This window comes from Enterobacter cloacae complex sp. 2024EL-00711 (assembly GCF_047529885.1).
Lineage (GTDB): Bacteria > Pseudomonadota > Gammaproteobacteria > Enterobacterales > Enterobacteriaceae > Enterobacter > Enterobacter ludwigii.
The window spans coordinates 123395-149058 of the sequence record NZ_JBLIZC010000007.1; the positions used below are offsets into that span (position 1 = coordinate 123395).

Consider the following 25664-nt stretch of genomic DNA (forward strand, 5'->3'; position numbering starts at 1 on the left):
AGGTTAATCGGGTTGCTCGAGTGATTTGATATAGTCGTAAATCGCCAGTTGCGACCGCACTTTACGGCGATTGCCGCGCGGTACATAGCGGTTACTGAGTTCTTTGTCGATATAGCGTGCTTTCACCGTATCGCTGAACAGAATCTCGATGATATCGAGGATCTGCTGCTTCAGCCGCGGATCCAGGAGCGGTGTCGCGACTTCAATTCGGTAGTCAATATTGCGCGTCATCCAGTCTGCAGAGGAGAGATAGACCTGTTTATCACCCGCATTATCGAAAATATAGACCCGATCGTGTTCCAGGTAGCGGTCAACAATGCTGATCACGCGAATATTGTCGCTAATGCCTTCGAGTTCAGGGATCAGTGAGCACATACCGCGTATCAGCAGATTGACCGGAACGCCGGAGCTGGACGCCGCATACAGACGATCCACCAGCCCTTTGTCGACCAGGTTGTTGAGTTTCAGCGTAATGCCCGACGACAGCCCTTTCTGGGCATTGGCGATCTCTTTATCGATCATGTCGTACAGCAAGCGGCGTGAGTTCTGCGGCGAGACCAGCAGATAATCGAAGCTGACCGGGCGGTACGGGTTCTCAATAAAGTTGAACACCCGGCGAACCTCGTTAGTGATGCGTGCATCGGCAGTCAGCAGCGAGTAGTCGGTATAAATTCGCGCGGTTTTTTCGTTAAAGTTCCCGGTACCGATGTGGGCATAACGCACCACGTCCTCCCCCTCTTTACGGGAGATGAGGAACAGCTTGGCGTGAATTTTCAGCCCGGGCGCTGAGAAGATAACGTGGACACCGGCTTCCGTCAGACGGCGCGCCCAGTGAATGTTTGCCTCTTCGTCGAAGCGTGCCTGCAGCTCAACCACCACGGTCACTTTTTTGCCGTTATGCGCCGCATGGATCATCGCATCAATGATGCGGGAATCTTTTGCCACACGGTAGATGTTGATTTTGATCGCCAGTACGTTCGGGTCGAACGAAGCCTGACGCAGCAGTTCCAGCACGTGTTCAAACGTATGATACGGATAGTAGAGCAGGACATCGCGCTCGCGAATGGCGTCGAAACCGTTGCGGAATTTATCGAACCAGAGATGACGCAGTCGCGGCAGCGGTTTGTTCACCAGATTGGCCTTGCCGACGTTCGGGAAGCCAATAAAGTCTTTAAAGTTATGGTAACGACCGCCCGGCACGATGGAGTCATAGCGAGAAATGGTCAGCTTGTCGCGCAGCATTTCCACCATGGCATCTGGCATATCGCGCTGATAAACAAAGCGCACCGGCTCCGCCGTCAGGCGCTGTTTCAGGCTGGATGACATCAGCTCCATCAGGCTGGCTTCCATCTCGTGCACCAGATCGTATTCGGCATCACGGGTCATCTTCATGGAGTAGGCGTTTAACGCGTCGTAATCGAAGAAGCCCTTGAAGATGTCGTCCAGGCAGTAACGCAGGATGTTATCGAGCAGGATCATTGGCTTGCGTCTGCGCGGGGTTTCCGGCGGCAGGTTCACAAAGCGCGGCACCTTATCGGACGGGATCTCAAGCAATGCGTAACGAATCGTGTCGCCACGAATAATTTCCACCGCGAGGTAGGTGTAGTCATCTTTCAGGAACTGCACCAGATCGGTTTCGCGGTTGATCAGAATAGGGGTAATGTGCTGGCGCAGGTAATGTTTGAAATAGTGACGCAGCCAGGTTTGTTGGTTAACAGAAAGCTGACGCTCGTTAATCAGGAAGATTTGATTGCGTGCCATTTCCAGCAGCAGTTCGTTATACAGGCCGTCAAACTCCTGATCGGCTTTCAATACGCGCGACTGAATTTTGCCCAGCAGATGGCGCGAGTGAGAGTTTAAGCCCTGTTCTTCGCTGATGATGATTCGCCGTTTCAGTTCGGCAAAGCGAACCTTGTAGAACTCATCCAGGTTGTTGGAATAAATCCCCAGAAAACGCATACGCTCGATAAGCGGGTTACTTTTGTCTGCCGCTTCCTGGAGTACACGTTCGTTGAATGCTAACCAGCTTAGCTCTTTCTCGATATATAACTTTTCCTGACCCATTACAGCTCACACTCCAGTTCAATCACAGGACGTGGTAAATCCGTCTCGTCCTTATTATGGCGAGCATTTCCACGATATGTCCAACAGTGCCAGAAAAGTATGACAGTTATTTTTTTTCTGGGGGATTTTAGAGGGTTGGGGGAAGGGCATGTCGGGAAGCGCGGTGCTCACCCGACAGTGAAGACCACAGGCCCGTGCAGGCGTCGCGCCGCCGGGCACATCAAACAAACTACTCGTCAGCGGCATAACCCTGTGCAGGGAGCCTGACGCCGTCCAGCCAGGCGGCACCGTCGCGCATCTGAAGACGCCCGTCAACAAACCAGCTTACCACCAGAGGATAAATGGCGTGTTCCTGCGTCTGCACGCGTTCGGTAACGTCGTCTTCGCTGTCACCTTCAAAGACCGGCACCTTTGCCTGCAGGATCACCGGCCCGCCGTCCAGCTCGTCGGTAACGAAATGCACGGAGGTACCGTGCTCCTCATCGCCGTTTTCCAGAACCTGACGATGGGTGTGCAGGCCGGGATACTTCGGCAGGAGGGAAGGGTGGATATTCAGCAGACGACCAGCGTAGTGCCCGACAAATGCCGGGCTCAGGATACGCATATACCCCGCCAGCACGACAACGTCAGGCGCGTAGGCATCAATCTCCTGAACCAGTTCCCGGTCAAACGCTTCACGTCCGGAAAACTGGCTGGCTTCCAGCGCGTGCGCGGGAATGTTCTCTTCCCGGGCACGTTCAAGGCCGAACGCGTCGGCCTTATTGCTGAATACTGCCCGAATGGTGCCGTTGATTTTCTTCTGTTTGCAGGCGTCAATTATCGCCTGCAAATTGCTTCCGTTACCGGAAATGAGCACCACAATGTTTTTCATTCAATGACCACACGCTGTTCGGAATCGGATGCTTTGATAATACCGATTTTCCACGCGTTTTCACCTTTGTCGGTCAGCAGTTTAATCGCCTTATCCGCTTCGCTTGCTGGCAGCGCGATAACCATGCCCACGCCACAGTTAAAGGTGCGGTACATCTCGTGTGAGCTCACGTTGCCCGCAGTCTGCAGCCAGTTAAAGACGGACGGCCACTGCCAGGACGATTCGTCAATCACCGCCTGGGTGTTGTCCGGCAGTACGCGCGGAATGTTTTCCCAGAAGCCGCCACCGGTCAGGTGGGCAATGGCGTGCACGTCAACCTTCTCGATCAGCTCCAGCACGTTTTTCACGTAGATGCGGGTCGGCGCCAGCAGATGGTCAGCCAGTGGCTTGCCATCAAGCTCGGTGGTCAGTGGATCGCTGCCGCTCACGTCGAGGATTTTACGCACCAGAGAGTAGCCGTTCGAGTGCGGGCCGCTGGAGGCCAACGCGATCAGCACATCACCATCAGCCACTTTACTGCCGTCGATAATTTCTGATTTTTCTACTACGCCAACGCAGAAGCCTGCGACGTCATAATCTTCGCCGTGATACATACCGGGCATTTCGGCGGTTTCACCACCGACCAGCGCACAGCCAGACTGCAGACACCCTTCGGCAATGCCGTTAATGACGCTTGCTGCGGTATCCACGTCCAGTTTTCCGGTCGCGTAGTAATCCAGGAAGAACAGCGGCTCTGCGCCCTGAACCACCAGGTCGTTAACACACATCGCGACCAGATCGATACCGATCGTGTCGTGACGTTTTAAATCCATCGCCAGGCGCAGTTTCGTCCCTACACCATCAGTACCCGAGACCAGAACAGGTTCACGATATTTTTGCGGCAGCGCGCACAGTGCGCCGAATCCACCCAGACCACCCATCACTTCCGGGCGGCGGGTTTTTTTCACCACACATTTGATTCGGTCAACCAGCGCATTACCTGCGTCAATATCAACACCGGCATCTTTGTAGCTGAGAGAAGTTTTGTTGGTCACGGCTCAAGTCCCCACGCGATTGCATAGCTAGTAAGAAAAATCGGCGCAATTCTAACAGTCCAGGCAAACGTTTGCGAGCCTATTCTCGGCGAGAGGATTTTTTTTTCAGCAGGCCCTGCGAATGCGCCCAAAGTTGAGTCTGTTCACGAAAATGAAACCGGTTTCGGTTTTCTCCTTGCAACATAAAGCCCCTTTGCACATCATCATAATGAAACCGGTTTCTGTAATTGTTTTTGCAGAAAATAACGCAGAATGAGGGAAAGTGTATGTCTGGATTCAAAGCAGATTTTCTGTGGGGTGGTGCGGTCGCAGCGCATCAGCTGGAAGGGGGCTGGAACGAGGGCGGTAAGGGGATCAGCGTTGCCGATGTGATGACCGCTGGCGCGCACGGCGTGCCGCGTGAAATCACCAACGGCGTGCTGCCAGGGAAAAATTACCCTAACCATGAAGCCATCGATTTCTACCATCGCTATAAAGAGGACATCAAACTCTTTGCCGAGATGGGCTTCAAATGCTTCCGTACCTCCATCGCCTGGACGCGTATCTTCCCGAAAGGGGACGAGCTGGAGCCTAACGAAGCTGGCCTGAAATTCTATGACGACCTGTTTGACGAGTGCCTGAAGTATGGCATCGAGCCGGTTATTACCCTTTCCCATTTCGAGATGCCGTTCCACCTTGTCACCGAATACGGTGGCTGGCGTAACCGTAAGCTGATCGACTTCTTTGTTCGCTTTGCGGAGGTTGTGTTCAGACGTTACCAGCATAAAGTGAAGTACTGGATGACCTTTAACGAGATCAATAACCAGGCCAACTTCCACGAAGACTTTGCACCGTTTACCAACTCCGGTCTGAAGTACGAGCCGGGTGAAGACCGCGAGCCGGTGATGTTCCAGGCGGCACACTATGAGCTGGTGGCCAGCGCCCTGGCGGTGAAGGCCGGGCGCGACATTAACCCGTCGCTGCGGATCGGCTGCATGATTGCCATGTGTCCAATCTATCCGCTGACCTGTGCCCCGGACGATATGATGATGGCGATGAACGCCATGCACCGTCGCTACTGGTTCACCGATGTCCACGTGCGCGGCAAGTACCCACAGCATCTGCTTAACTACTTTGCTCGTCGCGGTTTCACGCTGGATATCACAGAAGAAGATAACGCGGCGCTGACGCAGGGGTGTGTCGATTACATCGGCTTTAGCTATTACATGTCTTTCGCCACCAAAGCGACGGCGGATAACCCGGAGCTGGATTACGACGAAAGTAAGAGCCTGGTCTCCAACCCGTACGTGCAGAAATCTGACTGGGGCTGGCAGATTGATCCGGTGGGCCTGCGTTACTCCCTGAACTGGTTCTGGGATCACTATCAGTTGCCCCTGTTCATCGTGGAGAACGGCTTTGGCGCCATCGACGTGCAGGAGAGCGACGGTTCGGTGAATGACCAGTACCGTATTGATTACCTTGCCGCGCACATCCGCGAAATGAAAAAAGCGGTGGTCGAAGATGGCGTTGATCTGATGGGGTATACCCCGTGGGGCTGTATCGACCTGGTGTCTGCCGGAACGGGTGAAATGAAAAAACGCTACGGCTTTATCTTTGTCGACAAAGACAATGAAGGTAACGGCACCCTGAACCGCAGTAAGAAGAAGTCGTTTGACTGGTATAAGCAGGTGATAGCCAGCAACGGCGACACTCTTTAATTCCAGCAGAGTAAAAACGCAAAAAGCCGGAGCTTGCCCTCCGGCTTTTTTGCCTCTAAAACACTTTGCTTGATGTACGTCAAGCAAGTTGGGTATGGTGCAATCCGAAAAAAGCGGTATAATCCCGCGATTTTTTTGCGGTTGCCCCCTCAGAGGAGAAAGAGAATGAAGATTGTGGAAGTGAAGCACCCACTCGTTAAACACAAGCTGGGCCTGATGCGTGAGCATGACATCAGCACGAAGCGTTTTCGCGAACTGGCTTCTGAAGTCGGCAGCCTGCTGACCTATGAAGCGACCTCTGACCTGGAAACGGAAAAAGTGACCATCGAGGGCTGGAACGGCCCGGTTCAGGTTGAGCAGATCAAAGGTAAGAAAATTACCGTTGTGCCCATCCTGCGTGCCGGCCTCGGCATGATGGAAGGCGTGCTGGAGCACGTGCCAAGCGCGCGCATCAGCGTGGTCGGGGTTTACCGCGACGAAGAGACCCTGGAGCCGGTACCGTACTTCCAGAAGCTGGTGTCTAATATCGACGAGCGTATGGCCCTGGTGGTTGACCCGATGCTGGCGACCGGCGGTTCAATGATTGCCACCATCGACCTGCTGAAAAAAGCCGGTTGCAGCAGCATCAAAGTGCTGGTGCTGGTTGCCGCACCAGAAGGTATCGCGGCGCTGGAAAAAGCGCACCCGGACATCGAACTCTATACCGCGTCTATCGACCAGGGGCTGAATGAGCACGGGTACATCATCCCGGGGCTTGGCGATGCCGGCGATAAGATTTTTGGTACTAAATAATCGAATAACGATAATGAAGCCGACTTTGATAGTCGGCTTTTTTTTGAATAAAACGCCAACAACAATACTACTCAGAGGAAAACACTATGACGCGCCGTGCTATCGGGGTGAGTGAAAGACCGCCGCTTTTACAGACAATCCCGCTTAGTCTGCAGCACCTGTTCGCCATGTTTGGCGCAACCGTGCTGGTGCCAATCCTGTTTCACATTAACCCGGCTACCGTGCTGTTGTTCAACGGTGTGGGTACGCTGCTTTACCTCTTTATCTGTAAAGGCAAAATCCCTGCCTATCTCGGCTCAAGCTTCGCCTTTATTTCACCGGTTCTGCTGTTGCTGCCGCTGGGGTATGAAGTGGCGCTGGGCGGCTTCATTATGTGTGGCGTCCTCTTCTGCCTGGTCTCTTTCATTGTGAAGAAGGCCGGTACCGGCTGGCTGGACGTTATGTTCCCGCCTGCCGCAATGGGGGCCATTGTCGCCGTCATCGGTCTGGAGCTGGCGGGCGTAGCGGCCAATATGGCTGGCCTGCTGCCTGCTGACGGGCAGTCACCGGATTCCAAAACCATCATTATCTCGATGGTGACACTGGGCGTAACGGTGTTTGGTTCCGTGCTGTTCCGCGGTTTTATGGCAATTATCCCGATCCTGATCGGTGTACTGGCGGGGTACGCGCTCTCCTTCGTGATGGGTGTTGTTGATACCACGCCCATTGCTGAAGCGCACTGGTTCGCACTGCCAACCTTCTATACGCCACGCTTTGAATGGTTTGCCATTTTCACGATCCTGCCCGCGGCGCTGGTGGTTATTGCTGAGCACGTAGGTCACCTGGTGGTGACGGCAAACATCGTTAAACGTGACCTGATCCGCGACCCGGGTCTGCACCGCTCGATGTTTGCCAACGGCCTCTCTACCATTATCTCCGGTTTCTTTGGTTCTACGCCTAACACCACCTACGGTGAGAACATCGGCGTGATGGCGATTACCCGTGTCTACAGTACCTGGGTCATTGGCGGCGCGGCAATCATCGCCATCCTGCTCTCCTGCGTGGGCAAACTGGCGGCGGCTATTCAGATCATTCCGGTACCGGTAATGGGAGGCGTCTCTTTGCTGCTGTACGGTGTGATCGGCGCATCCGGTATTCGCGTGCTGATTGAATCTAAAGTGGACTACAGCAAAGCGCAAAACCTGATCCTCACCTCCGTGATCCTGATCATCGGCGTGAGCGGCGCGAAGGTGCACATCGGTGCGGCTGAACTGAAAGGCATGGCGCTCGCGACCATCGTGGGTGTGGGCCTGAGCCTGATCTTCAAACTGATCTCCGTCCTGCGCCCGGAAGAAGTGGTGCTGGATGCCGAAGACAGCGAAAAAGCGTCACATTGATCGTAAAACCGGGCGGACGATCCGCCCGGTTCTCTCCTTGCACGTTCCGTGCTAAACTCACCGCCGATTTTATGTAAGATCTGGTTGAGGTACTTCTGAACGGACCGGCACAGCTCTCTCTGCCACTCTATCTCCCTGACGACGAAACTTTTGCGAGTTTCTGGCCGGGTGATAACCCCTCTTTACTGGCTGCACTGCAAAACGTGCTGCGTCAGGAACACAGCGGATACATCTATATCTGGTCACGCGAAGGCGCGGGGCGCAGCCACCTGTTGCATGCCGCCTGTGCGGAGCTTTCCGCGCGGGGTGATGCGGTAGGCTATGTGCCGCTGGATAAACGTACCTGGTTTGTGCCTGAAGTCATGGAGGGAATGGAACATCTCTCACTGGTCTGCATCGATAATATCGAATGTGTGGCGGGGGATGAGCCATGGGAAATGGCGATCTTTAACCTCTATAACCGCATTCTGGAGTCGGGGAAAACCCGGCTGCTGATCACCGGCGATCGTCCGCCGCGCCAGTTGAATCTGGGGCTGCCGGATCTGGCTTCCCGTCTGGACTGGGGGCAAATCTACAAGCTGCAGCCGCTGTCGGATGAAGACAAACTTCAGGCGTTACAGCTGCGCGCAAGATTGCGCGGCTTTGAACTCCCGGAAGACGTGGGGCGTTTCCTGCTCAAGCGCCTGGACCGGGAAATGCGCACGCTCTTTGATACGCTCGATCAGCTCGATCGCGCTTCGATTACCGCGCAGCGCAAGCTGACCATTCCTTTTGTGAAAGATATTCTGAAGCTGTGATGCGCTTTTCTCCCTCTGCCTGGCGCAGAGGGAGAACCAGTGCCACTGGCTAAAACTCACCTGTCTTCCAGCAAATGCTCAACCAGAAGTGGAATGGGTCTGCCTGAGGCCACGCTTTTTCCGTTCTCACGCCACAGCGCCGTGCCGCTAATATCCAGATGGGCCCATGGAATGGTCGGCGGGCAAAAATGGTGTAACAGCCAGGCCGCCGATGCGCTGATCGCCGCATTATTGGGTGGGGTATTGCACAGGTCGGCGATGGCGCTGTCGGTCTGTTTTTTTAACCGTGCATCCAGCGGCAGGGACCACACCTCATCACCGCTCCGTTTCCCCGCGCGGGTGAGCGCCTGACGCAGCGCTTCGTCCTGCGTCATTAACCCACTCAGCTCGTACCCCAGCGCTTTTACGACGGCACCGGTTAAGGTCGCCATATCAATAATATAGCGAGCCTGCGGATGACGCTGGCTGGCCCAGGCGATAGCATCCGCCAGTACCAGCCGGCCTTCGGCATCGGTATTGTTGATTTCAACCGTGATACCGTTGCAGGCGCTGGCCACCGTGCCCGGCTGCATCGCATCCGGTCCTATGGCGTTTTCCGCCAGCGCCAGTACGCCCATAATACGAACCGGCAGGCCGAGTTCTGCCACGCTCAGCATTAACCCGAGCACGTTCGCTGCCCCGCACATGTCATATTTCATGGTGTACATGCCCGCGCCTTCCTTCAGCCACAGGCCACCGGTATCAAACGTTATGCCTTTGCCCACGTAACAGCGTACCGGGCCATCAGCGATGCCGTTATAGTGAATGGCCAGCAGCCGCGGTGGACAGCTCGCGCCTTTACCGACGGCATGCAGAAGCCCCAGTCCCTGTTCAATAATTTGCTTCTCATCAAGCACTTCACACCGCAGGGCGGGGAAGGCGGCGCACAGCTTTTGCGCTTCGTCGACGACATACTGCGGCGTACAGCGATCGGACGGCATATCCGCCAGACGTCGCGCGGCGACCATTCCTCGGGCAATGGCCTGCTGTTGCTGGAAGAGAGCGTCCAGCCTTTCACGCTGTTGCGGATGACACAGGGCGGTGACATGGCGAAGGCGAACGCTTTTGCCATCGGTTTTCTTAAGCTGCAAATCGCGAAGGTCATACGCCTGGTTAAAGAGAAAACGCAGAACCTGCGTCAGCACTACCTCGTCAATATCCGTGACATCCAGTACCACATCGGCGCTGACCGGGGCTGCCAGCAGTGGACGGAGGGCGGCGAGTAACCCTTCTGTCAGACTGTCCTGCCAGAGCGCATCCGGCAGCAGCGTGATTCTGGCAAACGGAGCACAGCCAAAGCGGGTATCCGCGACGGCGTTTTGTTCACGCATTTCAGCGATGAGTGCGGTGTCCGGCAGTAACGCGCAGGCGGCCCGGGCAATAAGATGACTCTGGGGCTTTGCGTCTGCAAGGGCGGTGATAAGCTTAAAGGTAATCATTGTGACTCCTCAACTGGCGCGCGGATCCGCGCGGCATAGGCCTGCATCCATTCCTCATCCACGGGCTGATAGTGCGTTTTTTCCCGCAGGCGCTCGGCGCGAAATACGGTGAGAGGCTGGCGGGCCGTTGCCACCACAAATGAGAAGGTTTTGATGTTGGTTGCGGCGCCGAATTCGCCTTTATTATTCATGCACACCACCGAGAGATCGCCCGCGCGGCCAAAGCGCGACATCAGTTTGTCTTCCAGTTCGAAGACCACCGAGTCCGCCGCCTGCTGCGGTGACATGCCCTGTGCCATGCGGCGAACAATTTCGTAGCTGGTGCAGCCTTTCATCAGGTCTTCCCCCACGCCGGTGGCGGTGGCGGCACCGGTTTCACTGTCGCAGTAAAAGCCGGAGCCGATAATCGGCGAGTCGCCAATACGGCCGCGCTTTTTCATAAACAGACCGCTGGTGGAGGTCGCCACGCTCATCGACCCCATTTTGTCGAGGCCAATAATCCCGACGGTGTCATGCCCATCGTACGGGCTTAAGCCTTTGTCCAGCGTCTCCCGGCAGCGCTTACGGTAATGCTGCATCGCGCGGTCGGTAAGCATGGTTTTGTTGGCAAACCCCTGACTCAGCGCCCATTCGCGCGCGCCCTGGCCGACCAGCAGGCTGTTATAGCGCTGGCGGCTTAGCGCATGGGCGACACGCACCGGGTTCGCAATATCAACCAGATCTCCCACGGCCCCAAACGCAAGCGTATCGCCATCCATATACGCCGCGTCCAGTTCGACTTCGCCATTTTCGGTTGGCAGCCCGCCGTAGCCGACGGATTTATACAACGGGAAGTCCTCGACGGCAGCAATGGCATCGACCACCGCTTCTGCTACCGGTTTCCCCGCAGCCAGCGCAGACGCAGACTCCGTGACCCCTTCAAGCGCCATTCGCCAGGTTGCGATAATTCCCCACATGCTTTACTCCTGTTTTGCAAGGGTTGGGTCGGTTTGCGTCACGGTGGCAATCTCCGCGGCGCGGTATTGTTTATCCACGATACGCATGAAAGGCAGATACAGCATGGCGCCAATCAGCAGGTTGATAAGCTGCATCACGCTGCCGCTGAGATGCCCCGTGACGATAAACCCGCTGATCACCGGCGGTAACGTCCAGGGGATAAACACCCCGGTGGTCACAGCGACGGCACCCATTTTCATCGCAGCATATTGCACGGTAACCAGGACCAGCGGCACCAGATTGAACGGGATCAGCATGATGGGGTTCATGATAACCGGCAGACCAAACAGAATCGGCTCGTTGATGTTAAACACCGAGGCCCCCGCGCCGAGACGCGCCACCTCGCGCATGTTTTTGCTGCGGGCAAAAATCAGCATCGCAATCACCAGCGAGAGCGTTGCCCCTGCGCCACCCATCCAGATCATGTCAAAAAACTGTTCGGTGATAATGTGCGGCGGCGTCGTACCCGCCTGGATGGCGGCGATGTTATCGGTCTGGTTCTCCATCCACAGCGGGCGAATGATGCCGTTGATCATTGAGCCTGAGTTAATGCCCACAGACCACAGAATGGTGATGCTGAACACCGTCATCAGCGCGCCGAAATAGGAGGTCCCGTAGTGGCGAACCGGCGTGGCGACCACCTCGTAAATAAACTGGTGAATGGTGTTGTAGTGGGTGTTTTCGAAAATGATGCGGATAATAAGCACCAGAATCATTACCAGCAGGGCCGGGATCAGCGCGGCGAACGACTCCTGCACCGCTGGCGGCACGCCATCAGGCATTCTGATGACCAGCTTTTTGCGCTTCAGCCAGCAGAACAGCTCCGTCCACAGCAGAGAGCCAATCATCGCCACGAACAGCCCTTTGCTGCCAATCCACTCCACCGGCATGACCGTGATACCGCCGTTTTCGGCCACTTTGATAAAAGGTGTCAGGATTAAAAAGGCGACCAGAGCCAGAATGCCGCAGGAAATGCGATCTTCGCCGTAGTGTTCAGCCAGGCGAAACGCCACCAGGAAGCTGATAAACAGCGACATGGTTGAGAACACCGCGTTGAACGGAATTTCAATGATGGCACTCCAGCTTTCACCAAATGCCTGAGACATAAACTGCTGATAGGTTTGGTTCGGAAAAGAGGAGATGACCAGCAGAATCGAGCCGACGATGATAAACGGCATGAAGGAAACATAGGCCCCGCGTATGGCGCCCAGATGCCGCTGTTGCGCGGTTTTGGCCGCCAGCGGCATCAGTTTTGCTTCAAGAAATCCCAGAACATTGTTCATTGTGAACTCCGTACAAGATTGAGTGGTGTTGTTATGTTATGTCTGTGGATTATCAGTGAAGCGCGGTGGCTGAAAGGTGAAACAGGTCACAAAGCACTCGCTAAGATATTATAAATCTCATGAGATTGGTTATGGAGTTACAGCGATGGAAATCAAATTGCACGCCAATGCCACCACCACGCCGCGGATCCGTCGCTATCTGCAACAATCCAATAAAAGCGACAGAGAACTGGCTACGGAGCTGGGTATTTCCGTGACGACCGTGCGGCGATGGCGCAATCGCGATCGGGTTTCTGACAATCATACGACCCCAAAAGTGATACACAAAGCGCTGAGACAAGAGCAGGTTGACCTCGTTAATGCGCTGCGTGATATCACGGGCGCACCGCTGGATGAACTGCTGCTGCTGGTTAACGGGGTGCTGGGGATTTCCGTTTCGCGGGCGACGCTGAACCGTTATCTCCGTCCCGCTTCTGCGAAACACAAAGGCGTTGAACTTCAGGGGAAAAAAGCGCTAAAGGCAGGCGTTTTACCCACAAAACTGCTGGTGCATCACCAGCCTTTATCGCTGCATATGGATGATGGCGGGGAGCAGCATCTGCTGTGGGGGCGCGAACCGGTGAGCGGCTGGTGTTATGCCCGGCTCTATGCGGGAATTTCATCACAGCTGCTGAACAACTGGATGCGTGAGTTGCTGAACGCCTGTCCGGCTGATATCCAATCTGTTGAGACTTTCGGTTTTGAACCCGACTTACCCGCGGGTGAACCTGTCGTAAAAGTACAGCCGACCAGGCACAAGGCCGTGCAGGTTGCGGTACCGCTCGGCGACATCATTCCACGAGTGAATGCTGTTCCGTTAGGGCAGGTGTTGATCGAGATGTGCGAGTTTTACAATCGGGGTAAAGCGCAGAAAAAGCTGGGAGAGAGCACGCCGCAGGCCTTTCTGGAAGCGCTGCGGCGTAAGGATTAGAGAATCTCGAGCACCTCTTCCGGCGGGCGTCCAATACGCGCCTGACCGTTTGCGACCACAATGGGGCGCTCAATCAGTTTCGGATTTTCAACCATCGCCTGAATCAGCTCAGCCTCGGTTAGACGACTGTCATTCAGATTGAGCGACGTATACAGGTCCTCTTTCTGGCGCATTAGCTCTCTGGCACTGCCCATTCCCAGCATGTGCAGCAGCTGACGAAGCGTCTGTGCATCGGGCGGTGTCTCCAGATACAGCACCACTTCCGGGTCAATGCCGTTCGACTTCAGCAGGCTAAGGGTGTCACGGCTCTTCGAGCAGCGTGGGTTGTGGTAGATTTTTACCGCGTCTGTCATGACCTGAATTCTCCTTTATTACATCTTCTCGTACGGCTTAAAGCGCTGCTGCAGACCGCGAAGCTGATCGATACGTGCATCGTAACGGGCCTGTTGCAGACTGCCGAGCTTAACCTGGGAACTGGCACTGCTCAGGAGGGAAATCGCCTGATCAAGACGTCCCACCAGGGCAAAGCCTTCGGCGCGTGCCGCAAGCTCTTGATCGCGGTTGCCCAGCTGCGCTTCTGCCTGGGCAAGCAGATCCCAGCCGTTCTGATCGTCTTTATTGTTAAAGGTGTAGCGGTTCAGAATGTTCGCCGCTTCAGCAGGCTGACCACCCTGTAAGTAAGCATTCGCCAGGTTAAGCTGCAGCACCGGGTTAGTCCGCACCTCTTTTGCCCCTTTCAGGCGATTAATCGCATCGGTGGCTTTTTTCTGCCCCAGATCGATATCCGTGGCCAGATCGAGATACCACGGGTTATTCGGATCGGCGGCGAGAAGTGGCTGCAGCGTTTTACGCGCTTCGTCATATTTGCTCGCTTCCATCGCCTGTAACGCCTGGCCATACTGAGCCGCGTTTTTCTCACGCACGTTGCCTTTCGCCAGCGCATCCAGCAGGTCGCTGGTCAGTTGGTTACGCCCGGAATTGTACATGCCAAGCGTTCGCACTTTTGCCATGTAGAAATCCTGCGACGACTGAACCACGACCGGGCGCATCTGGTTGGCACGGTTACGCGCATCCGACAGACGGCTTTCCGGTAAGGGGTGCGTCAGCAAAATTTCCGGCGGACGGGAGGAGTAGCGCGCCTGGTCGAGCAGTTTTTCGAGGAAGCTCGGCATGGCCTGCGGGTCAAAGCCCGAACGTTGCAGCACCTGAATGCCAATACGATCCGCTTCCTGTTCGTTTTGCTGGGTGAAACTGATCATCCCCTGACGTGTTCCCGCCAGCGTACCGGTTAACGCCGCCATCCCTGCCTGCGGGCTGGCCATTGCCAGCAGAATGGAACCCAATGCGCCAACCCAGGTCAGCGGAGCGTTACGCTTCTGGTCTTCCATTGCGCGGGCAAGGTGGCGCTGGGTGACGTGAGAGATTTCGTGCGCCATGACCGAGGCCAGCTGACTTTCGTTATCAGAGTAGCGGAATAACGCCGAATGCAGCACCACGTTGCCGCCAAAGAAGGCGAAGGCGTTGATTTCGTCATTATTGATTAAATAGAAGTGGAAGGGGGTTTTTACCGAGTTCGCGTGCGCGACCAGGCGCATGCCCAGCCCGTTAATGTACTGAACCAGCAACGGGTCGTTAATCAGCGGCGCACTGCCACGCAGCTGACGAACGTAATAATCCCCCATCTGCATTTCCTGCCCAATGGAGAGCGTGCTTCCTGCTGTAGTGCCCATGTCCGGCAATGAATCGGACGAGTCAGCGAAAGCTGGCAACACCTGACCGACCGTCAGTGCGGCAATCAGTGTCGCAACCAGTGTTTTTCTCAACTGCCTGAACATAACCACTGTCCTGTATTTGGGATGTGCTAATTTGACCGATGAACCGGCATATCGTTCATCTCCACTGCCCTGCGAGTGTAGCCGTGTTGAGGCATGAAGAAAATCCCATTCATCAGGGTTTTGCGGATCGTGGCAGGGAGACAAAAAGCGAAAGTCTTTTTTGTGACAGTTAGATACAATTCACGTTCTCACTCCCGCCATCCGATTCAGGGAAGGGTTGTATGCTCGAAATGTTAATGCAGTGGTACCGCCGTCGGTTTAGCGACCCGGAAGCCATTGCTTTGTTGGTTATTCTGGTCGCCGGGTTCGGCATTCTGTTCTTCTTCAGCGGTCTTCTCGCCCCCCTGCTGGTCGCGATTGTGCTGGCGTACCTGCTGGAGTGGCCAACGGCGCGTCTGGAAAATATAGGCTGTTCCCGACGCTGGGCGACCAGTATCGTCCTGGTGCTGTTTGTCGGCATTCTGCTGTTAATGTCGTTTGTCGTTATGCCTGTGGCCTGGCAACAGGGGATTTACCTTATCCGCGATATGCCTGGCATGCTGAATAAGCTTTCTGATTTTGCCGCCACGTTGCCGCGCCGATATCCCGCCCTGATGGATGCCGGGATCATTGATGCGATGGCCGAAAACATGCGCGCCCGCATCATGACAATGGGCGATTCCGTGGTGAAATATTCCCTGGCGTCGCTGGTAGGGTTGCTCACGCTGGCCGTCTACCTTGTTCTCGTTCCGTTAATGGTTTTCTTCCTCGTCAAAGATAAAGAGCAGATGCTGAACGCGGTGCGGCGCATTCTGCCGCGTAATCGCGGGCTGGCCGGGCAGGTGTGGGAAGAGATGAACCAGCAGATCACCAACTACATTCGCGGCAAAGTGCTGGAGATGATTGTGGTGGGTGTGGCTACCTGGATTGGTTTTTTAATTTTCGGGCTTAACTACTCGCTGCTGCTGGCGGTGCTGGTGGGGCTGTCGGTGCTCATTCCCTACATCGGTGCCTTTGTGGTGACCATTCCGGTTGTCGGCGTTGCGCTGTTCCAGTTTGGTCTGGGGACCGAGTTCTGGAGCTGCTTCGCGGTGTACCTGATCATTCAGGGGCTGGATGGCAACCTGCTGGTGCCGGTGCTGTTCTCAGAAGCGGTGAACCTGCATCCGCTGGTGATTATCTTATCCGTGGTGATTTTCGGCGGGCTGTGGGGATTCTGGGGCGTGTTCTTTGCCATTCCGCTGGCAACGCTGATCAAAGCAGTGGTTCACGCGTGGCCGGATGTGCCTGCGGTTGAGGATAAGTAGATAGTTGTGCGGCCTGATACCCTCTCCCGTGGGGAGAGGGGCAAATATCAAAAACGGTAACCTGCGTTACCGTATTGCATTTACCGCGTAGGTCGGGTCAGGCGAAGCCGCGGCCCAACGATCAGGCGCTTTGTTTGAGCCAGTTCAGCACCACGTCGTGGTGGTTGCTGGTTTTGAAGTCATCAAACACATGTTCAACTTTACCGTCAGCGTCAATCAGGAAGCTGATACGGTGAATGCCGTCGTAGGTTTTGCCCATAAAGGTCTTCTCGCCCCAGACGCCAAACTGCTCGCATACCTGGTGGTCTTCATCAGAAAGCAGCGTGAAGTTAAGCAGCTCCTTTTCAGCAAATCGTGACAGCTTTTCTGGCTTATCGGTGCTGATACCCAGCACTTCCACGCCGACTTTTTTCAACTCGTCCATGTTGTCGCGTAAGCCGCAGGCCTGTACGGTGCAGCCCGGGGTCATGGCTTTCGGGTAAAAATAGACCAGAACACGCTGTCCCTGGAAGTCGGTCAAATTTACTTGCTCACCATCCTGGTCAGGTAAGCTAAATTTCGGTGCGATGTCACCGGCTTTCAGTGGGTTCATTACTCAACTCCATCCTGTTCATGCTGCGAATAATTGACGACGCTTATACTGCCTTGCGCGTTTAATTCTGTACAGAGGGCTTTGAACGCTTGCTCGATATTTGACGCATCCTGCGAGGCAGGGCTGTGCGCGGTAATCTGAATAAAAAGGGTGGGAATGGCGCTGCCGTCACCCGGCTGCGTTCGGGAAACGAGTTCGGCAATATTCATCTCATGGCTGTCAAATAACGCGGTGAAGCGCTCAATCAGATGGGGGGAATCGGGGACTTCAACCTGCACCCAGACGGTCGCGGGCAGGGCCGGACGTGGGCGAGCAGTGGTGCGTTTCATCACGATCAGCAAATCCAGCTCCGCACCTTTGAGCGGCAGGGTCGATTCGATAAGGGTAATGGCATTCCATGTCCCGGACAGCAGCATAATAAACGTGAACTCTTCGCCCAGCATAGCCAGACGGCTGTCCTCGATATTACAGCCGCAGCTGCTCACATGGCGGGTGATGGTGTTCACGATACCCGGCCTGTCAGCACCCAGCGCAGTGATAACCAGGTAATGTTGTGATGAGGTTGTCAAACCTGTTCTTCCTTTGCATGGTTAAGTCTTCCTAAGGAAAGCATAAAAAAAACATGCATACAACCGCCTGAGGGCCTCAGGTCGCTTGCTTTTATTACAGTTCCAAACGTACCATTGAGGCTCTTGTTCGCACAGAGGATGGCTCATGTTCACGGGAAGTATTGTCGCGCTTGTTACACCGATGGATGAAAAAGGTAATGTCTGCCGGTCAAGCATGAAGAAGCTGATTGATTACCATGTCGCCAATGGAACCTCGGCGATCGTTTCGGTAGGGACTACCGGTGAATCTGCAACGCTAAGCCACGAAGAGCACGGCGATGTGGTGATGCTGACCCTGGAACTGGCTGACGGGCGTATCCCGGTCATCGCAGGGACAGGCGCTAACGCCACGGCAGAAGCTATCAGTTTGACCAAACGTTTTAACGACAGCGGCATCGTGGGCTGTCTGACGGTGACCCCTTATTACAACCGTCCTACTCAGGAAGGTCTGTTCCAGCATTTCAAAGCCATCGCAGAACATACTGACTTGCCACAAATTCTGTATAATGTGCCGTCCCGTACTGGCTGCGATATGCTGCCGGAAACCGTTGGTCGTCTCTCGAAAGTAAAAAATATTATCGGGATTAAAGAGGCGACAGGGAACTTAAGCCGCGTTCATCAGATCAAAGAGCTGGTTTCAGACGACTTTATCCTGTTGAGCGGCGATGATGCGACCGCACTGGACTTTATGCAGCTTGGTGGCCATGGCGTGATCTCCGTAACGGCGAACGTTGCGGCCCGCGATATGGCTGAAATGTGCAAACTGGCGGCTGCCGGTCACTTTGATGAAGCTCGCGTGATTAATCAGCGTCTGATGCCTTTGCATAATAAATTATTTGTCGAACCCAATCCGATCCCCGTGAAATGGGCGTGTAAGGAGTTGGGACTTGTAGCAACCGATACGCTGCGTCTGCCAATGACACCGATTACCGACCACGGTCGTGAAATTGTCACAGCAGCGCTGAAGCATGCCGGTTTGCTGTAGAGTTTAGGGAGATTTGATGGCTTATTCAGTACAGAAGTCGCGCCTGGCGAAGGTTGCGAGTGTTTCGCTTGTTATGCTGCTCGCTGCCTGTAGTTCAGACTCGCGCTACAAGCGCCAGGTGAGCGGTGATGAATCCTATCTGGATGCGACCCCGCTTGCTGAACTTCACGCACCGGCTGGTATGATCCTGCCGATTCAGAACGGCGATTACAATATTCCCGTGACCAACGGCAGCGGCCTGGTCGGTAAAGCGCTCGATATTCGTCCGCCAGCACAGCCTCTGGCGCTGGTGAGCGGGGCGCGTACCCAGTTCACCGGTGATACGGCGTCGCTGCTGGTTGAAAGCGCCCGCGGTACCACCCTGTGGCCGCAGGTTGTGAGCGTCATTCAGGCGAAGAACTACACCATCGATAAACGCGATGATGCCAGCCAGACCTTGACCACCGACTGGATCGAGTGGAACCGTCTGGACGAAGATCAGCAGTACCGTGGGCGTTATCAAGTCTCCGTTAAACCTCAGGGTTATCAGCAGGCGGTTACCGTTAAGCTGTTGAACCTGGAGCAGGCGGGTAAACCGGTTGCGGATGCCGCATCAATGCAGCGTTACAGCACTGAAATGCTGAACGTGATTGCCGCGGGTCTGGATAAGAACGCCAGCGACGCCGCTAACGCAGCGCAGAGCCGCAACGGCGCGACGTTTGACGTTCAGAGCGGTGCGGATGACACCGGTCTGCCAATGCTGGTTGTGCGTGCACCGTTTAACCAGACCTGGCAGCGCCTGCCAGCGACGCTGGAAAAAGTGGGCATGAAAGTGACCGACAGCACCCGTTCAACCGGTAGCATGACGGCAACCTATAAGCCGCTGTCTGACAGTGCATGGCAGGAACTGGGCGCCACCGATCCACAGCTGGCTTCCGGCGACTACAAGATTCAGGTAGGTGACCTCGATAACCGCAGCAGTCTGCAGTTTATCGATCCGAAAGGCCACACGCTGACCCAGTCGCAGAACGATGCGCTGGTGGCCGTCTTCCAGGCTGCATTCAGCAAATAAATACGAGGGCTGGTTAATCCAGCCCTTTTTATTTTCGTGCTACGCAAACGTGTGCGTGGCATAATATCCCCAGTTTTGAACACCAATCATCACACCAGGAGTAATGAAGATGCAGAAGCAAGCTGAGTTGTATCGTGGCAAAGCGAAGACCGTATACAGCACGGAAAACCCGGATCTGTTGGTGCTCGAGTTCCGCAATGATACGTCAGCAGGGGATGGCGCACGCATTGAGCAGTTCGATCGTAAAGGCATGGTGAACAACAAGTTCAACCACTTCATTATGACCAAACTGGCCGAAGCGGGTATCCCGACCCAAATGGAAGCGCTGTTGTCCGATACGGAATGTCTGGTGAAAAAACTGGATATGGTTCCGGTTGAGTGCGTCATTCGTAACCGCGCAGCAGGCTCCCTGGTGAAGCGTCTTGGTATTGAAGAAGGTATTGAGCTGAATCCACCGCTTTTTGACCTGTTCCTGAAAAACGATGCCATGCACGATCCGATGGTCAATGACTCTTACTGCGAAACCTTCGGCTGGGTGAATAAAGAGAACCTGGCGCGCATGAAAGAACTGACCTACAAAGCCAACGACGTGCTGAAAAAACTGTTTGATGACGCGGGTCTGATCCTCGTCGACTTCAAACTGGAGTTCGGCCTGTTCAAAGGCGAAGTGGTTCTGGGTGATGAGTTCTCTCCGGACGGCAGCCGTCTGTGGGATAAAGAAACGCTGGATAAAATGGACAAAGACCGTTTCCGTCAGAGCCTGGGTGGCCTGATTGAAGCGTACGAAGCGGTTGCTCACCGTTTAGGCGTTAAGCTCGACTAACTCCCTCATCGCCAAAGGATATGTATATCCTTTGGCGTCTTACCCTTGTTTCCTATGGTAATCTTGCCGTTAACCGCCTACGATCATAGCTATTATTAATGGAATAGTTCGAGGTGGTTATGCGCTGGCAAGGGCGTCGTGAAAGTGACAATGTAGAAGACAGGCGCAGCGATAGCGGCGGCGGTCCTTCAATGGGTGGGCCTGGTTTCCGGTTACCCAGCGGAAAGGGCGGTATTATTCTGCTGATTGTGGTGCTGGTCGCGGGGTACTACGGTGTCGATCTGACCGGTTTAATGACCGGCCAGCCTCTGCAGCAACAGCAGCATTCTGAGCGCTCAATCAGCCCGAACGAGGATGAAGCGGCCAAATTTACCTCCGTTATTCTCGCCACCACAGAAGAAACCTGGGGTCAGCTGTTCGAGAAAATGGGGCGTACCTATCAGCAACCCAAACTGGTGATGTACCGTGGCGCAACCCGTACCGGATGCGGCACCGGACAGTCGGTGATGGGGCCGTTCTACTGTCCGGCAGACAGCACCGTCTATATCGATCTCTCTTTCTATGATGACATGAAACGCAAGCTTGGCGCTGACGGCGATTTTGCCCAGGGCTACGTCATTGCGCATGAAGTCGGGCACCATGTGCAAAAACTGCTGGGGATAGAACCCAAAGTACGCCAGCTTCAGCAAAACGCCTCTCAGGCTGAGGTAAACCGTCTTTCCGTACGCATGGAACTGCAGGCGGACTGCTTTGCGGGCGTCTGGGGGCACAACATGCAGCAGCAGGGCGTGCTGGAATCCGGTGACCTGGAAGAGGCGCTCAATGCCGCGCAGGCTATCGGTGACGATCGTCTTCAGCAGCAGAGCCAGGGCCGCGTCGTGCCGGACAGCTTTACTCACGGCACGTCACAACAACGATACAGCTGGTTCAAACGCGGTTTCGACAGTGGTGACCCGGCGCAGTGTAATACCTTTGGCAAAGCCATGTAATGGTGGCGTTTGAACATCTGATTCGCGAGCTTGAGCACAAAGGTCATCGTCAGCTGGTGGTGCTCAGCGGCGATGAGCAATGGACATTCACGCAGGCATCAGCCCTGCGTGATGCCTTGCCCGGAGACTGGCTGTGGCTGGCGGATAACGCGTCCAGAGCCATCAGCGGGCTGCTGGGACGCGAGTTCCGGCACGCAATTTTTGATGCCCGCGCCGGGTTTGACGTCTCAGCCTTTGCGGCCCTGAGCGGGACGCTGCGTGCCGGTAGCCTTCTGGTGCTGCTGGTACCGTCCCCTGACGTGTGGGCGGAACAACCTGACAGCGATTCCCTGCGCTGGAGTGACAGCGCCGAACCCATCGCCACACCAAATTTTATTCACCACTTTTGCCGGACGATTGCCGGGGATCCTGAGGCGATAGTCTGGCTTCAGCATCAGCCTTTATCGCTTCCCGCACGATCCGACGCCCCTGACTGGCAGCCCGCCAGCGGTGCGCCGCAGCGCGAGCAGGCTGAGATCCTGGCAGCACTCCTGGCCATGAAACGCGGCGTTGTGGCCGTTACGGCCCCGCGCGGACGCGGAAAGTCTGCGCTGGCGGGCATGCTGTTGAGCCGCACGCAGGGCAGTGCCATTGTCACCGCGCCATCAAAGGGGGCGACGGAGGTTATCGCCCGTTTTGCCGGCGAACGTTTTCACTTTATGGCCCCGGACGCGCTGCTGGCCTCTGAGGAGCAGGCCGACTGGCTGATTGTCGACGAAGCCGCCGCCATCCCCGGACCGCTGCTTGAAAAGCTGGTTGACCGTTTCCCGCGCGTCCTGCTGACCACAACGGTGCAGGGTTACGAAGGAACTGGAAGAGGCTTTCTGCTTAAGTTCTGTAGCCGGTTCAGCGGGTTGCAGCGGTATACCTTATCAACCCCGGTACGCTGGGCTGCAGGATGTCCTCTTGAGCGGGTCGTCGCCAGCGCACTGCTGTTTGACGATACGCTTATCGATCTCAGCCCAACAGGCGCCATACAGTTGACCTCTCTGGCCCCGGAAGCCTGGACGAGCAACCCGGCGCTGGCGGCGAGTGTGTATGAGCTGCTTTGTGCGGCACATTACCGCACCTCACCGCTTGATTTACGCCGCATGATGGACGCGCCCGGCCAGCACTTCGCCGTCGCCCAAACGGACTCTGTCATTGCCGGGGCGCTCTGGCTGGTGGAAGAGGGGGGATTAACAGCGCAGCTCAGCCGTGCCGTCTGGGCGGGGTTCCGCCGCCCTCGCGGGAACCTGGTGGCGCAGTCCCTTGCCGCGCATGGCGGCTCCCCGCTGGCGGCAACGCTCAAAGGCCGACGGGTGACCCGAATAGCGGTACATCCTCGTCGTCAACGGGAAGGCATCGGACAGGCACTGATCCGCAACGCAAGCGGCGAGGATTACCTGTCGGTGAGCTTTGGCTATACCGATGAACTGTGGCGTTTCTGGCAGCGATGCGGCTTTGTGCTGGTGCGCATGGGCAGCCATCGCGAAGCCAGCAGCGGCTGTTATACCGCAATGGCCTTGCTGCCGCTCAGCGACGCGGGGCGACAGCTGTGTGAGCAGGCGCATCAGCGACTGCGCCGCGATGCGCGCGTGTTATCGGCCCTGAACGGTGAAAAGATCCCGGTGGACGATGGCTGGGAGGCTACCCTTAATAGTGACGACTGGCTGGAGCTGGCGGGGTTTGCCTTTGCCCATCGCGCATTTTCTACCTCCGTCGCGGCGTTAACGCGGTTGCTGCTAAGCGTGGACATGCCGCTGCCCGCCCTGCGCGGGAAAGTGGAGGCGAGAAGTGATGACGCCCGGCTCAGCGCTGAACTGCTTCTTTCGGGGCGAAAAGCGTTACTGGCCAGGCTTCGCAGTGAAACGGCGCAAGCGCTTGAAAGCCTTGAACCTGCACGCTGTCAGCAGCTGAAAGACGACATTTTGCAATGGCAATTTTTTCAATGACTTCTTCAGTAAAGTGGCATGGTCATTCCTCCTGAGAGGCGTAGAATCCAGGCCATCAAATAAGGAGACCGCCATGAAACACGATCATTTTGTTGTTCAAAGCCCTGATAAACCGGCTAAACAGTTACTGCTTCTGTTTCATGGTGTTGGCGATAATGCCGTCAATATGGGCCAGATTGGCAGCTGGTTTGCCCCGGTATTTCCGCAGGCGCTGATTGTCAGTATTGGCGGGGTGGAGCCGTGTGGTCCGAACGGACGGCAGTGGTTCTCCGTTCAGGGCGTTACGGAAGAGAACCGTCAGGCACGTATTGACGCCGTCATGCCTGTCTTTATCGACACCGTGCGTTACTGGCAGCAGCAGAGCGGCGTTGGTGCCGATGCGACCGCGCTGATTGGCTTTTCGCAGGGGTCTATCATGTCCCTGGAGAGCGTAAAAGCGCAGCCAGGCCTGGTGTCGCGTGTGATTGCTTTTAACGGTCGCTTTGCGACGTTACCGCAACGCGCGACGACGCAGACCACGATCCATCTGATCCACGGCGGTGAAGACCGTGTGATTGAACTTTCGCATGCGGTTGCCGCGCAGGAAGCACTGATCCGCGAAGGCGGGGATGTGACGCTGGATATTGTAGACGATCTGGGGCACGCGATTGATGACCGCAGCATGCAGTTTGCGCTCGATCATCTGCGTTATACCGTACCGAAGCACTACTTTGATGAAGCGCTCAGCGGTGGCAAGCCAAATGACGATGATATCGTCGAGTTTATGTGATGTAGCCCCCTCTCCCGCAGGAGAGGGGACAGAGAATCACTTCTTCTGGTCTTTCTTCGGCCAGTCGTCATCATCGTCCCACTTATCGTTAAAATCACGATGCGGTGGAAGATCCGGTTTGTTGGCGAGAAACTTTTTGTGATCAACGCGCTTAAGATCTTTAATGACGTTAAGTAACACGCCGACCAGAAACACTAACACCAGAATCCACCAGTACTTTGAAAGCCAGTCCATTCGCTATTCCTCTCAGAGCGTTCGTCAGGCGACGAGTTGCTCCATAATTCGTTGATACATACGGGCCAGCAGCTGTAAATCAGCAGCATTCACACATTCATTGATTTTATGAATGGTTGCGTTCACCGGCCCCAGTTCGACAACCTGGGCCCCCATCCGGGCAATAAAGCGTCCGTCTGAGGTGCCACCTGTCGTCAGCAGTTGTGGCTTAATTTCATTATAGTGCTCGATGGCGTTCACTACCGCATCCACCAGTTTGCCGCGCTGGGTCAGGAACGGCTGGCCGGAAAGCCACCAGTCCACGGTGTAACGCAGATTATATTTTTCCAGCAGCGCGATAACGCGCGCTTTGATCATCTCATCGGTCAGTTCAGTGCTGAAGCGGAAGTTAAACTGGACAAAGAAATCACCCGGGATCACGTTGTTGCTGCCGGTACCGGCCTTCAGGTTTGCAATCTGCATGCTGGTCGGCGGGAAGAACTCATTGCCTTTATCCCACTCGATGGTCACCAGTTCGTTCAGCATCGGTGCCGCGCGATGGACCGGGTTATCGGCCAGGTGTGGATAGGCAACGTGCCCCTGAACGCCATGAAGGGTCAAATTGCAGGTCAGCGAACCACGGCGACCATTTTTGACGACGTCTCCCACCACCTCCGTACTGGACGGCTCGCCGACCAGGCAGTAGTCGAGACGCTCATTACGGGCCATCAGCGCCTCAACGACCTTCACGGTGCCGTTATGGGCGCTGGCTTCTTCATCAGAGGTGATCAGAAACGCGAGGCGGTTTCTGTGGTTCGGATGTTGGGCAACGAAGCGCTCTGCCGCCACGACCATCGCCGCCAGCGAGCCTTTCATGTCTGCCGCACCGCGCCCGAACAACATGCCATCGCGGATGGTCGGTTCAAACGGCGGGTTGATCCAGCGATCCGCATCACCTGCAGGAACGACGTCGGTATGTCCGGCAAAGGCCAGCGTTTCGCCCTGACCGCGCCATGCCCAGAAGTTCTGGGTGTCGCCAACGTCCATGCGTTCAACGGTGAAACCGATGGCACGCAGGCGCTCAATCATTAATGCCTGACAACCTGCGTCGTCCGGGCTAAGGGAGGGACGGCGAATAAGCTGCTGAGTCAGCTCAATGACCGGGCATGACATAAACTACAC

Annotated in this window: 24 protein-coding genes; 12 read left to right on the plus strand and 12 right to left on the minus strand. The window is 55.6% G+C overall.

All coding sequences use genetic code 11. The features are described from left to right. Positions 1-3 precede the first annotated feature (3 nt). The 3 genes from ppk1 to purM all read right to left on the minus strand — a co-directional run bounded on the left by ppk1 (position 4) and on the right by purM (position 3969). Positions 4-2064, minus strand: coding sequence for a polyphosphate kinase 1 (ppk1, locus tag ACMVME_RS18760; RefSeq protein ID WP_014171133.1), 2061 nt, complete (start codon positions 2062-2064; stop codon positions 4-6). A 229-nt stretch (positions 2065-2293) separates the two neighbouring features. Further along, positions 2294-2935: a phosphoribosylglycinamide formyltransferase gene (gene purN, locus ACMVME_RS18765; protein ID WP_014171132.1), complete on the minus strand. Its 642-nt coding sequence runs from the start codon at positions 2933-2935 to the stop codon at positions 2294-2296. Continuing rightward, positions 2932-3969, minus strand: coding sequence for a phosphoribosylformylglycinamidine cyclo-ligase (gene purM / locus ACMVME_RS18770; RefSeq protein ID WP_068794857.1), 1038 nt, complete (start codon positions 3967-3969; stop codon positions 2932-2934). The genes purN and purM overlap by 4 nt, the downstream gene beginning before the upstream one ends. 266 nt (positions 3970-4235) lie before the next feature. Between purM and ACMVME_RS18775 the strand changes: the two genes are divergently transcribed. The 4 genes from ACMVME_RS18775 (at position 4236) to ACMVME_RS18790 (ending at position 8631) form a co-directional block, all read left to right on the plus strand. Then, positions 4236-5666 carry a 6-phospho-beta-glucosidase gene (locus tag ACMVME_RS18775; protein WP_020883060.1) on the plus strand — a complete coding sequence of 477 codons (1431 nt, stop codon included), beginning with the start codon at positions 4236-4238 and terminating at the stop codon, positions 5664-5666. Between the two features lie 165 nt (positions 5667-5831). After that, positions 5832-6458, plus strand: a complete 627-nt coding sequence (upp, locus tag ACMVME_RS18780) for a uracil phosphoribosyltransferase (RefSeq protein WP_020883061.1) — start codon at positions 5832-5834, stop codon at positions 6456-6458. Between the two features lie 86 nt (positions 6459-6544). Beyond that, the gene (gene uraA, locus ACMVME_RS18785; protein WP_014171128.1) at positions 6545-7834 is read left to right on the plus strand and encodes a uracil permease; all 1290 of its coding nucleotides are present in this window, start codon (positions 6545-6547) and stop codon (positions 7832-7834) included. Between the two features lie 95 nt (positions 7835-7929). Further along, positions 7930-8631, plus strand: coding sequence for a DnaA inactivator Hda (locus ACMVME_RS18790; protein WP_212479862.1), 702 nt, complete (start codon positions 7930-7932; stop codon positions 8629-8631). Between the two features lie 56 nt (positions 8632-8687). On the opposite strand, the gene ACMVME_RS18795 is transcribed toward ACMVME_RS18790, so the two are convergent. The 3 genes from ACMVME_RS18795 to celB are packed head-to-tail and all read right to left on the minus strand — an operon-like array spanning position 8688 to position 12388. Further along, positions 8688-10109 (minus strand): leucyl aminopeptidase family protein, encoded by a 1422-nt coding sequence (locus ACMVME_RS18795; protein WP_068794856.1) that lies wholly within the window; start codon positions 10107-10109, stop codon positions 8688-8690. Beyond that, on the minus strand, positions 10106-11065 hold the full coding sequence (locus ACMVME_RS18800) for a N(4)-(beta-N-acetylglucosaminyl)-L-asparaginase (RefSeq protein ID WP_068794855.1): 960 nt from the start codon (positions 11063-11065) through the stop codon (positions 10106-10108). Before ACMVME_RS18800 ends, ACMVME_RS18795 begins: the two co-directional genes overlap by 4 nt. Positions 11066-11068: 3 nt before the next feature. Further along, entirely contained in the window at positions 11069-12388 is a 1320-nt protein-coding gene (celB, locus tag ACMVME_RS18805; protein WP_014171124.1) for a PTS cellobiose transporter subunit IIC, read from the minus strand. Between the two features lie 145 nt (positions 12389-12533). Here celB and ACMVME_RS18810 point away from each other — a divergent pair, with 145 nt between their 5' ends. After that, entirely contained in the window at positions 12534-13358 is an 825-nt protein-coding gene (locus tag ACMVME_RS18810; RefSeq protein WP_068794854.1) for a helix-turn-helix domain-containing protein, read from the plus strand. On the opposite strand, the gene arsC is transcribed toward ACMVME_RS18810, so the two are convergent. After that, positions 13355-13711, minus strand: a complete 357-nt coding sequence (gene arsC, locus ACMVME_RS18815) for an arsenate reductase (glutaredoxin) (RefSeq protein ID WP_014171122.1) — start codon at positions 13709-13711, stop codon at positions 13355-13357. The genes ACMVME_RS18810 and arsC overlap by 4 nt on opposite strands. An 18-nt stretch (positions 13712-13729) precedes the next feature. Continuing rightward, a complete protein-coding gene (gene bepA, locus ACMVME_RS18820) occupies positions 13730-15193 on the minus strand; it encodes a beta-barrel assembly-enhancing protease (protein WP_020883065.1) in 1464 nt (487 codons plus the stop codon). Positions 15194-15414: 221 nt separating this feature from the next. Here bepA and ACMVME_RS18825 point away from each other — a divergent pair, with 221 nt between their 5' ends. Continuing rightward, positions 15415-16479: an AI-2E family transporter gene (locus ACMVME_RS18825; RefSeq protein ID WP_014171120.1), complete on the plus strand. Its 1065-nt coding sequence runs from the start codon at positions 15415-15417 to the stop codon at positions 16477-16479. A 121-nt stretch (positions 16480-16600) separates the two neighbouring features. Here ACMVME_RS18825 and bcp read toward each other — a convergent pair whose 3' ends face one another. Both bcp and ACMVME_RS18835 read right to left on the minus strand, forming a co-directional pair. Further along, on the minus strand, positions 16601-17071 hold the full coding sequence (gene bcp / locus ACMVME_RS18830; protein WP_014171119.1) for a thioredoxin-dependent thiol peroxidase: 471 nt from the start codon (positions 17069-17071) through the stop codon (positions 16601-16603). Next, a complete protein-coding gene (locus tag ACMVME_RS18835; RefSeq protein WP_047356595.1) occupies positions 17071-17640 on the minus strand; it encodes a glycine cleavage system transcriptional repressor in 570 nt (189 codons plus the stop codon). Before ACMVME_RS18835 ends, bcp begins: the two co-directional genes overlap by 1 nt. A gap of 145 nt (positions 17641-17785) precedes the next feature. Between ACMVME_RS18835 and dapA the strand changes: the two genes are divergently transcribed. The 6 genes from dapA to ypfH all read left to right on the plus strand — a co-directional run bounded on the left by dapA (position 17786) and on the right by ypfH (position 24269). Next, a complete protein-coding gene (gene dapA, locus ACMVME_RS18840; RefSeq protein WP_014171117.1) occupies positions 17786-18664 on the plus strand; it encodes a 4-hydroxy-tetrahydrodipicolinate synthase in 879 nt (292 codons plus the stop codon). A gap of 16 nt (positions 18665-18680) precedes the next feature. Continuing rightward, entirely contained in the window at positions 18681-19715 is a 1035-nt protein-coding gene (gene bamC, locus ACMVME_RS18845; protein ID WP_020883067.1) for an outer membrane protein assembly factor BamC, read from the plus strand. Between the two features lie 109 nt (positions 19716-19824). After that, positions 19825-20538 carry a phosphoribosylaminoimidazolesuccinocarboxamide synthase gene (gene purC / locus ACMVME_RS18850; protein WP_008501631.1) on the plus strand — a complete coding sequence of 238 codons (714 nt, stop codon included), beginning with the start codon at positions 19825-19827 and terminating at the stop codon, positions 20536-20538. Between the two features lie 119 nt (positions 20539-20657). Next, entirely contained in the window at positions 20658-21527 is an 870-nt protein-coding gene (locus ACMVME_RS18855; RefSeq protein ID WP_020883068.1) for a neutral zinc metallopeptidase, read from the plus strand. Then, on the plus strand, positions 21527-23500 hold the full coding sequence (locus ACMVME_RS18860; protein WP_032680516.1) for a tRNA(Met) cytidine acetyltransferase TmcA: 1974 nt from the start codon (positions 21527-21529) through the stop codon (positions 23498-23500). Before ACMVME_RS18855 ends, ACMVME_RS18860 begins: the two co-directional genes overlap by 1 nt. 73 nt (positions 23501-23573) lie before the next feature. Then, positions 23574-24269 (plus strand): esterase, encoded by a 696-nt coding sequence (gene ypfH, locus ACMVME_RS18865; protein WP_032680517.1) that lies wholly within the window; start codon positions 23574-23576, stop codon positions 24267-24269. 36 nt (positions 24270-24305) lie between these two features. Here ypfH and ACMVME_RS18870 read toward each other — a convergent pair whose 3' ends face one another. Beyond that, a complete protein-coding gene (locus ACMVME_RS18870) occupies positions 24306-24503 on the minus strand; it encodes a YpfN family protein (protein WP_014171111.1) in 198 nt (65 codons plus the stop codon). 24 nt (positions 24504-24527) lie between these two features. Then, on the minus strand, positions 24528-25655 hold the full coding sequence (gene dapE / locus ACMVME_RS18875; protein WP_014171110.1) for a succinyl-diaminopimelate desuccinylase: 1128 nt from the start codon (positions 25653-25655) through the stop codon (positions 24528-24530). Between the last annotated feature and the right edge of the window lie 9 nt (positions 25656-25664).

Excerpts from the sequence above, each read along its gene's own strand:
- ppk1 (WP_014171133.1), bottom strand. The coding sequence starts at position 2,064 with ATGGGTCAGGAAAAGTTATATATCGAGAAAGAGCTAAGCTGGTTAGCA.
- purN (WP_014171132.1), bottom strand. The coding sequence starts at position 2,935 with ATGAAAAACATTGTGGTGCTCATTTCCGGTAACGGAAGCAATTTGCAG.
- ACMVME_RS18775 (WP_020883060.1), top strand. The coding sequence starts at position 4,236 with ATGTCTGGATTCAAAGCAGATTTTCTGTGGGGTGGTGCGGTCGCAGCG.
- upp (WP_020883061.1), top strand. The coding sequence starts at position 5,832 with ATGAAGATTGTGGAAGTGAAGCACCCACTCGTTAAACACAAGCTGGGC.
- uraA (WP_014171128.1), top strand. The coding sequence starts at position 6,545 with ATGACGCGCCGTGCTATCGGGGTGAGTGAAAGACCGCCGCTTTTACAG.
- ACMVME_RS18795 (WP_068794856.1), bottom strand. The coding sequence starts at position 10,109 with ATGATTACCTTTAAGCTTATCACCGCCCTTGCAGACGCAAAGCCCCAG.
- ACMVME_RS18800 (WP_068794855.1), bottom strand. The coding sequence starts at position 11,065 with ATGTGGGGAATTATCGCAACCTGGCGAATGGCGCTTGAAGGGGTCACG.
- celB (WP_014171124.1), bottom strand. The coding sequence starts at position 12,388 with ATGAACAATGTTCTGGGATTTCTTGAAGCAAAACTGATGCCGCTGGCG.
- ACMVME_RS18810 (WP_068794854.1), top strand. The coding sequence starts at position 12,534 with ATGGAAATCAAATTGCACGCCAATGCCACCACCACGCCGCGGATCCGT.
- arsC (WP_014171122.1), bottom strand. The coding sequence starts at position 13,711 with ATGACAGACGCGGTAAAAATCTACCACAACCCACGCTGCTCGAAGAGC.
- bepA (WP_020883065.1), bottom strand. The coding sequence starts at position 15,193 with ATGTTCAGGCAGTTGAGAAAAACACTGGTTGCGACACTGATTGCCGCA.
- ACMVME_RS18825 (WP_014171120.1), top strand. The coding sequence starts at position 15,415 with ATGCTCGAAATGTTAATGCAGTGGTACCGCCGTCGGTTTAGCGACCCG.
- bcp (WP_014171119.1), bottom strand. The coding sequence starts at position 17,071 with ATGAACCCACTGAAAGCCGGTGACATCGCACCGAAATTTAGCTTACCT.
- dapA (WP_014171117.1), top strand. The coding sequence starts at position 17,786 with ATGTTCACGGGAAGTATTGTCGCGCTTGTTACACCGATGGATGAAAAA.
- bamC (WP_020883067.1), top strand. The coding sequence starts at position 18,681 with ATGGCTTATTCAGTACAGAAGTCGCGCCTGGCGAAGGTTGCGAGTGTT.
- purC (WP_008501631.1), top strand. The coding sequence starts at position 19,825 with ATGCAGAAGCAAGCTGAGTTGTATCGTGGCAAAGCGAAGACCGTATAC.
- ACMVME_RS18855 (WP_020883068.1), top strand. The coding sequence starts at position 20,658 with ATGCGCTGGCAAGGGCGTCGTGAAAGTGACAATGTAGAAGACAGGCGC.
- ACMVME_RS18860 (WP_032680516.1), top strand. The coding sequence starts at position 21,527 with ATGGTGGCGTTTGAACATCTGATTCGCGAGCTTGAGCACAAAGGTCAT.
- ypfH (WP_032680517.1), top strand. The coding sequence starts at position 23,574 with ATGAAACACGATCATTTTGTTGTTCAAAGCCCTGATAAACCGGCTAAA.
- ACMVME_RS18870 (WP_014171111.1), bottom strand. The coding sequence starts at position 24,503 with ATGGACTGGCTTTCAAAGTACTGGTGGATTCTGGTGTTAGTGTTTCTG.
- dapE (WP_014171110.1), bottom strand. The coding sequence starts at position 25,655 with ATGTCATGCCCGGTCATTGAGCTGACTCAGCAGCTTATTCGCCGTCCC.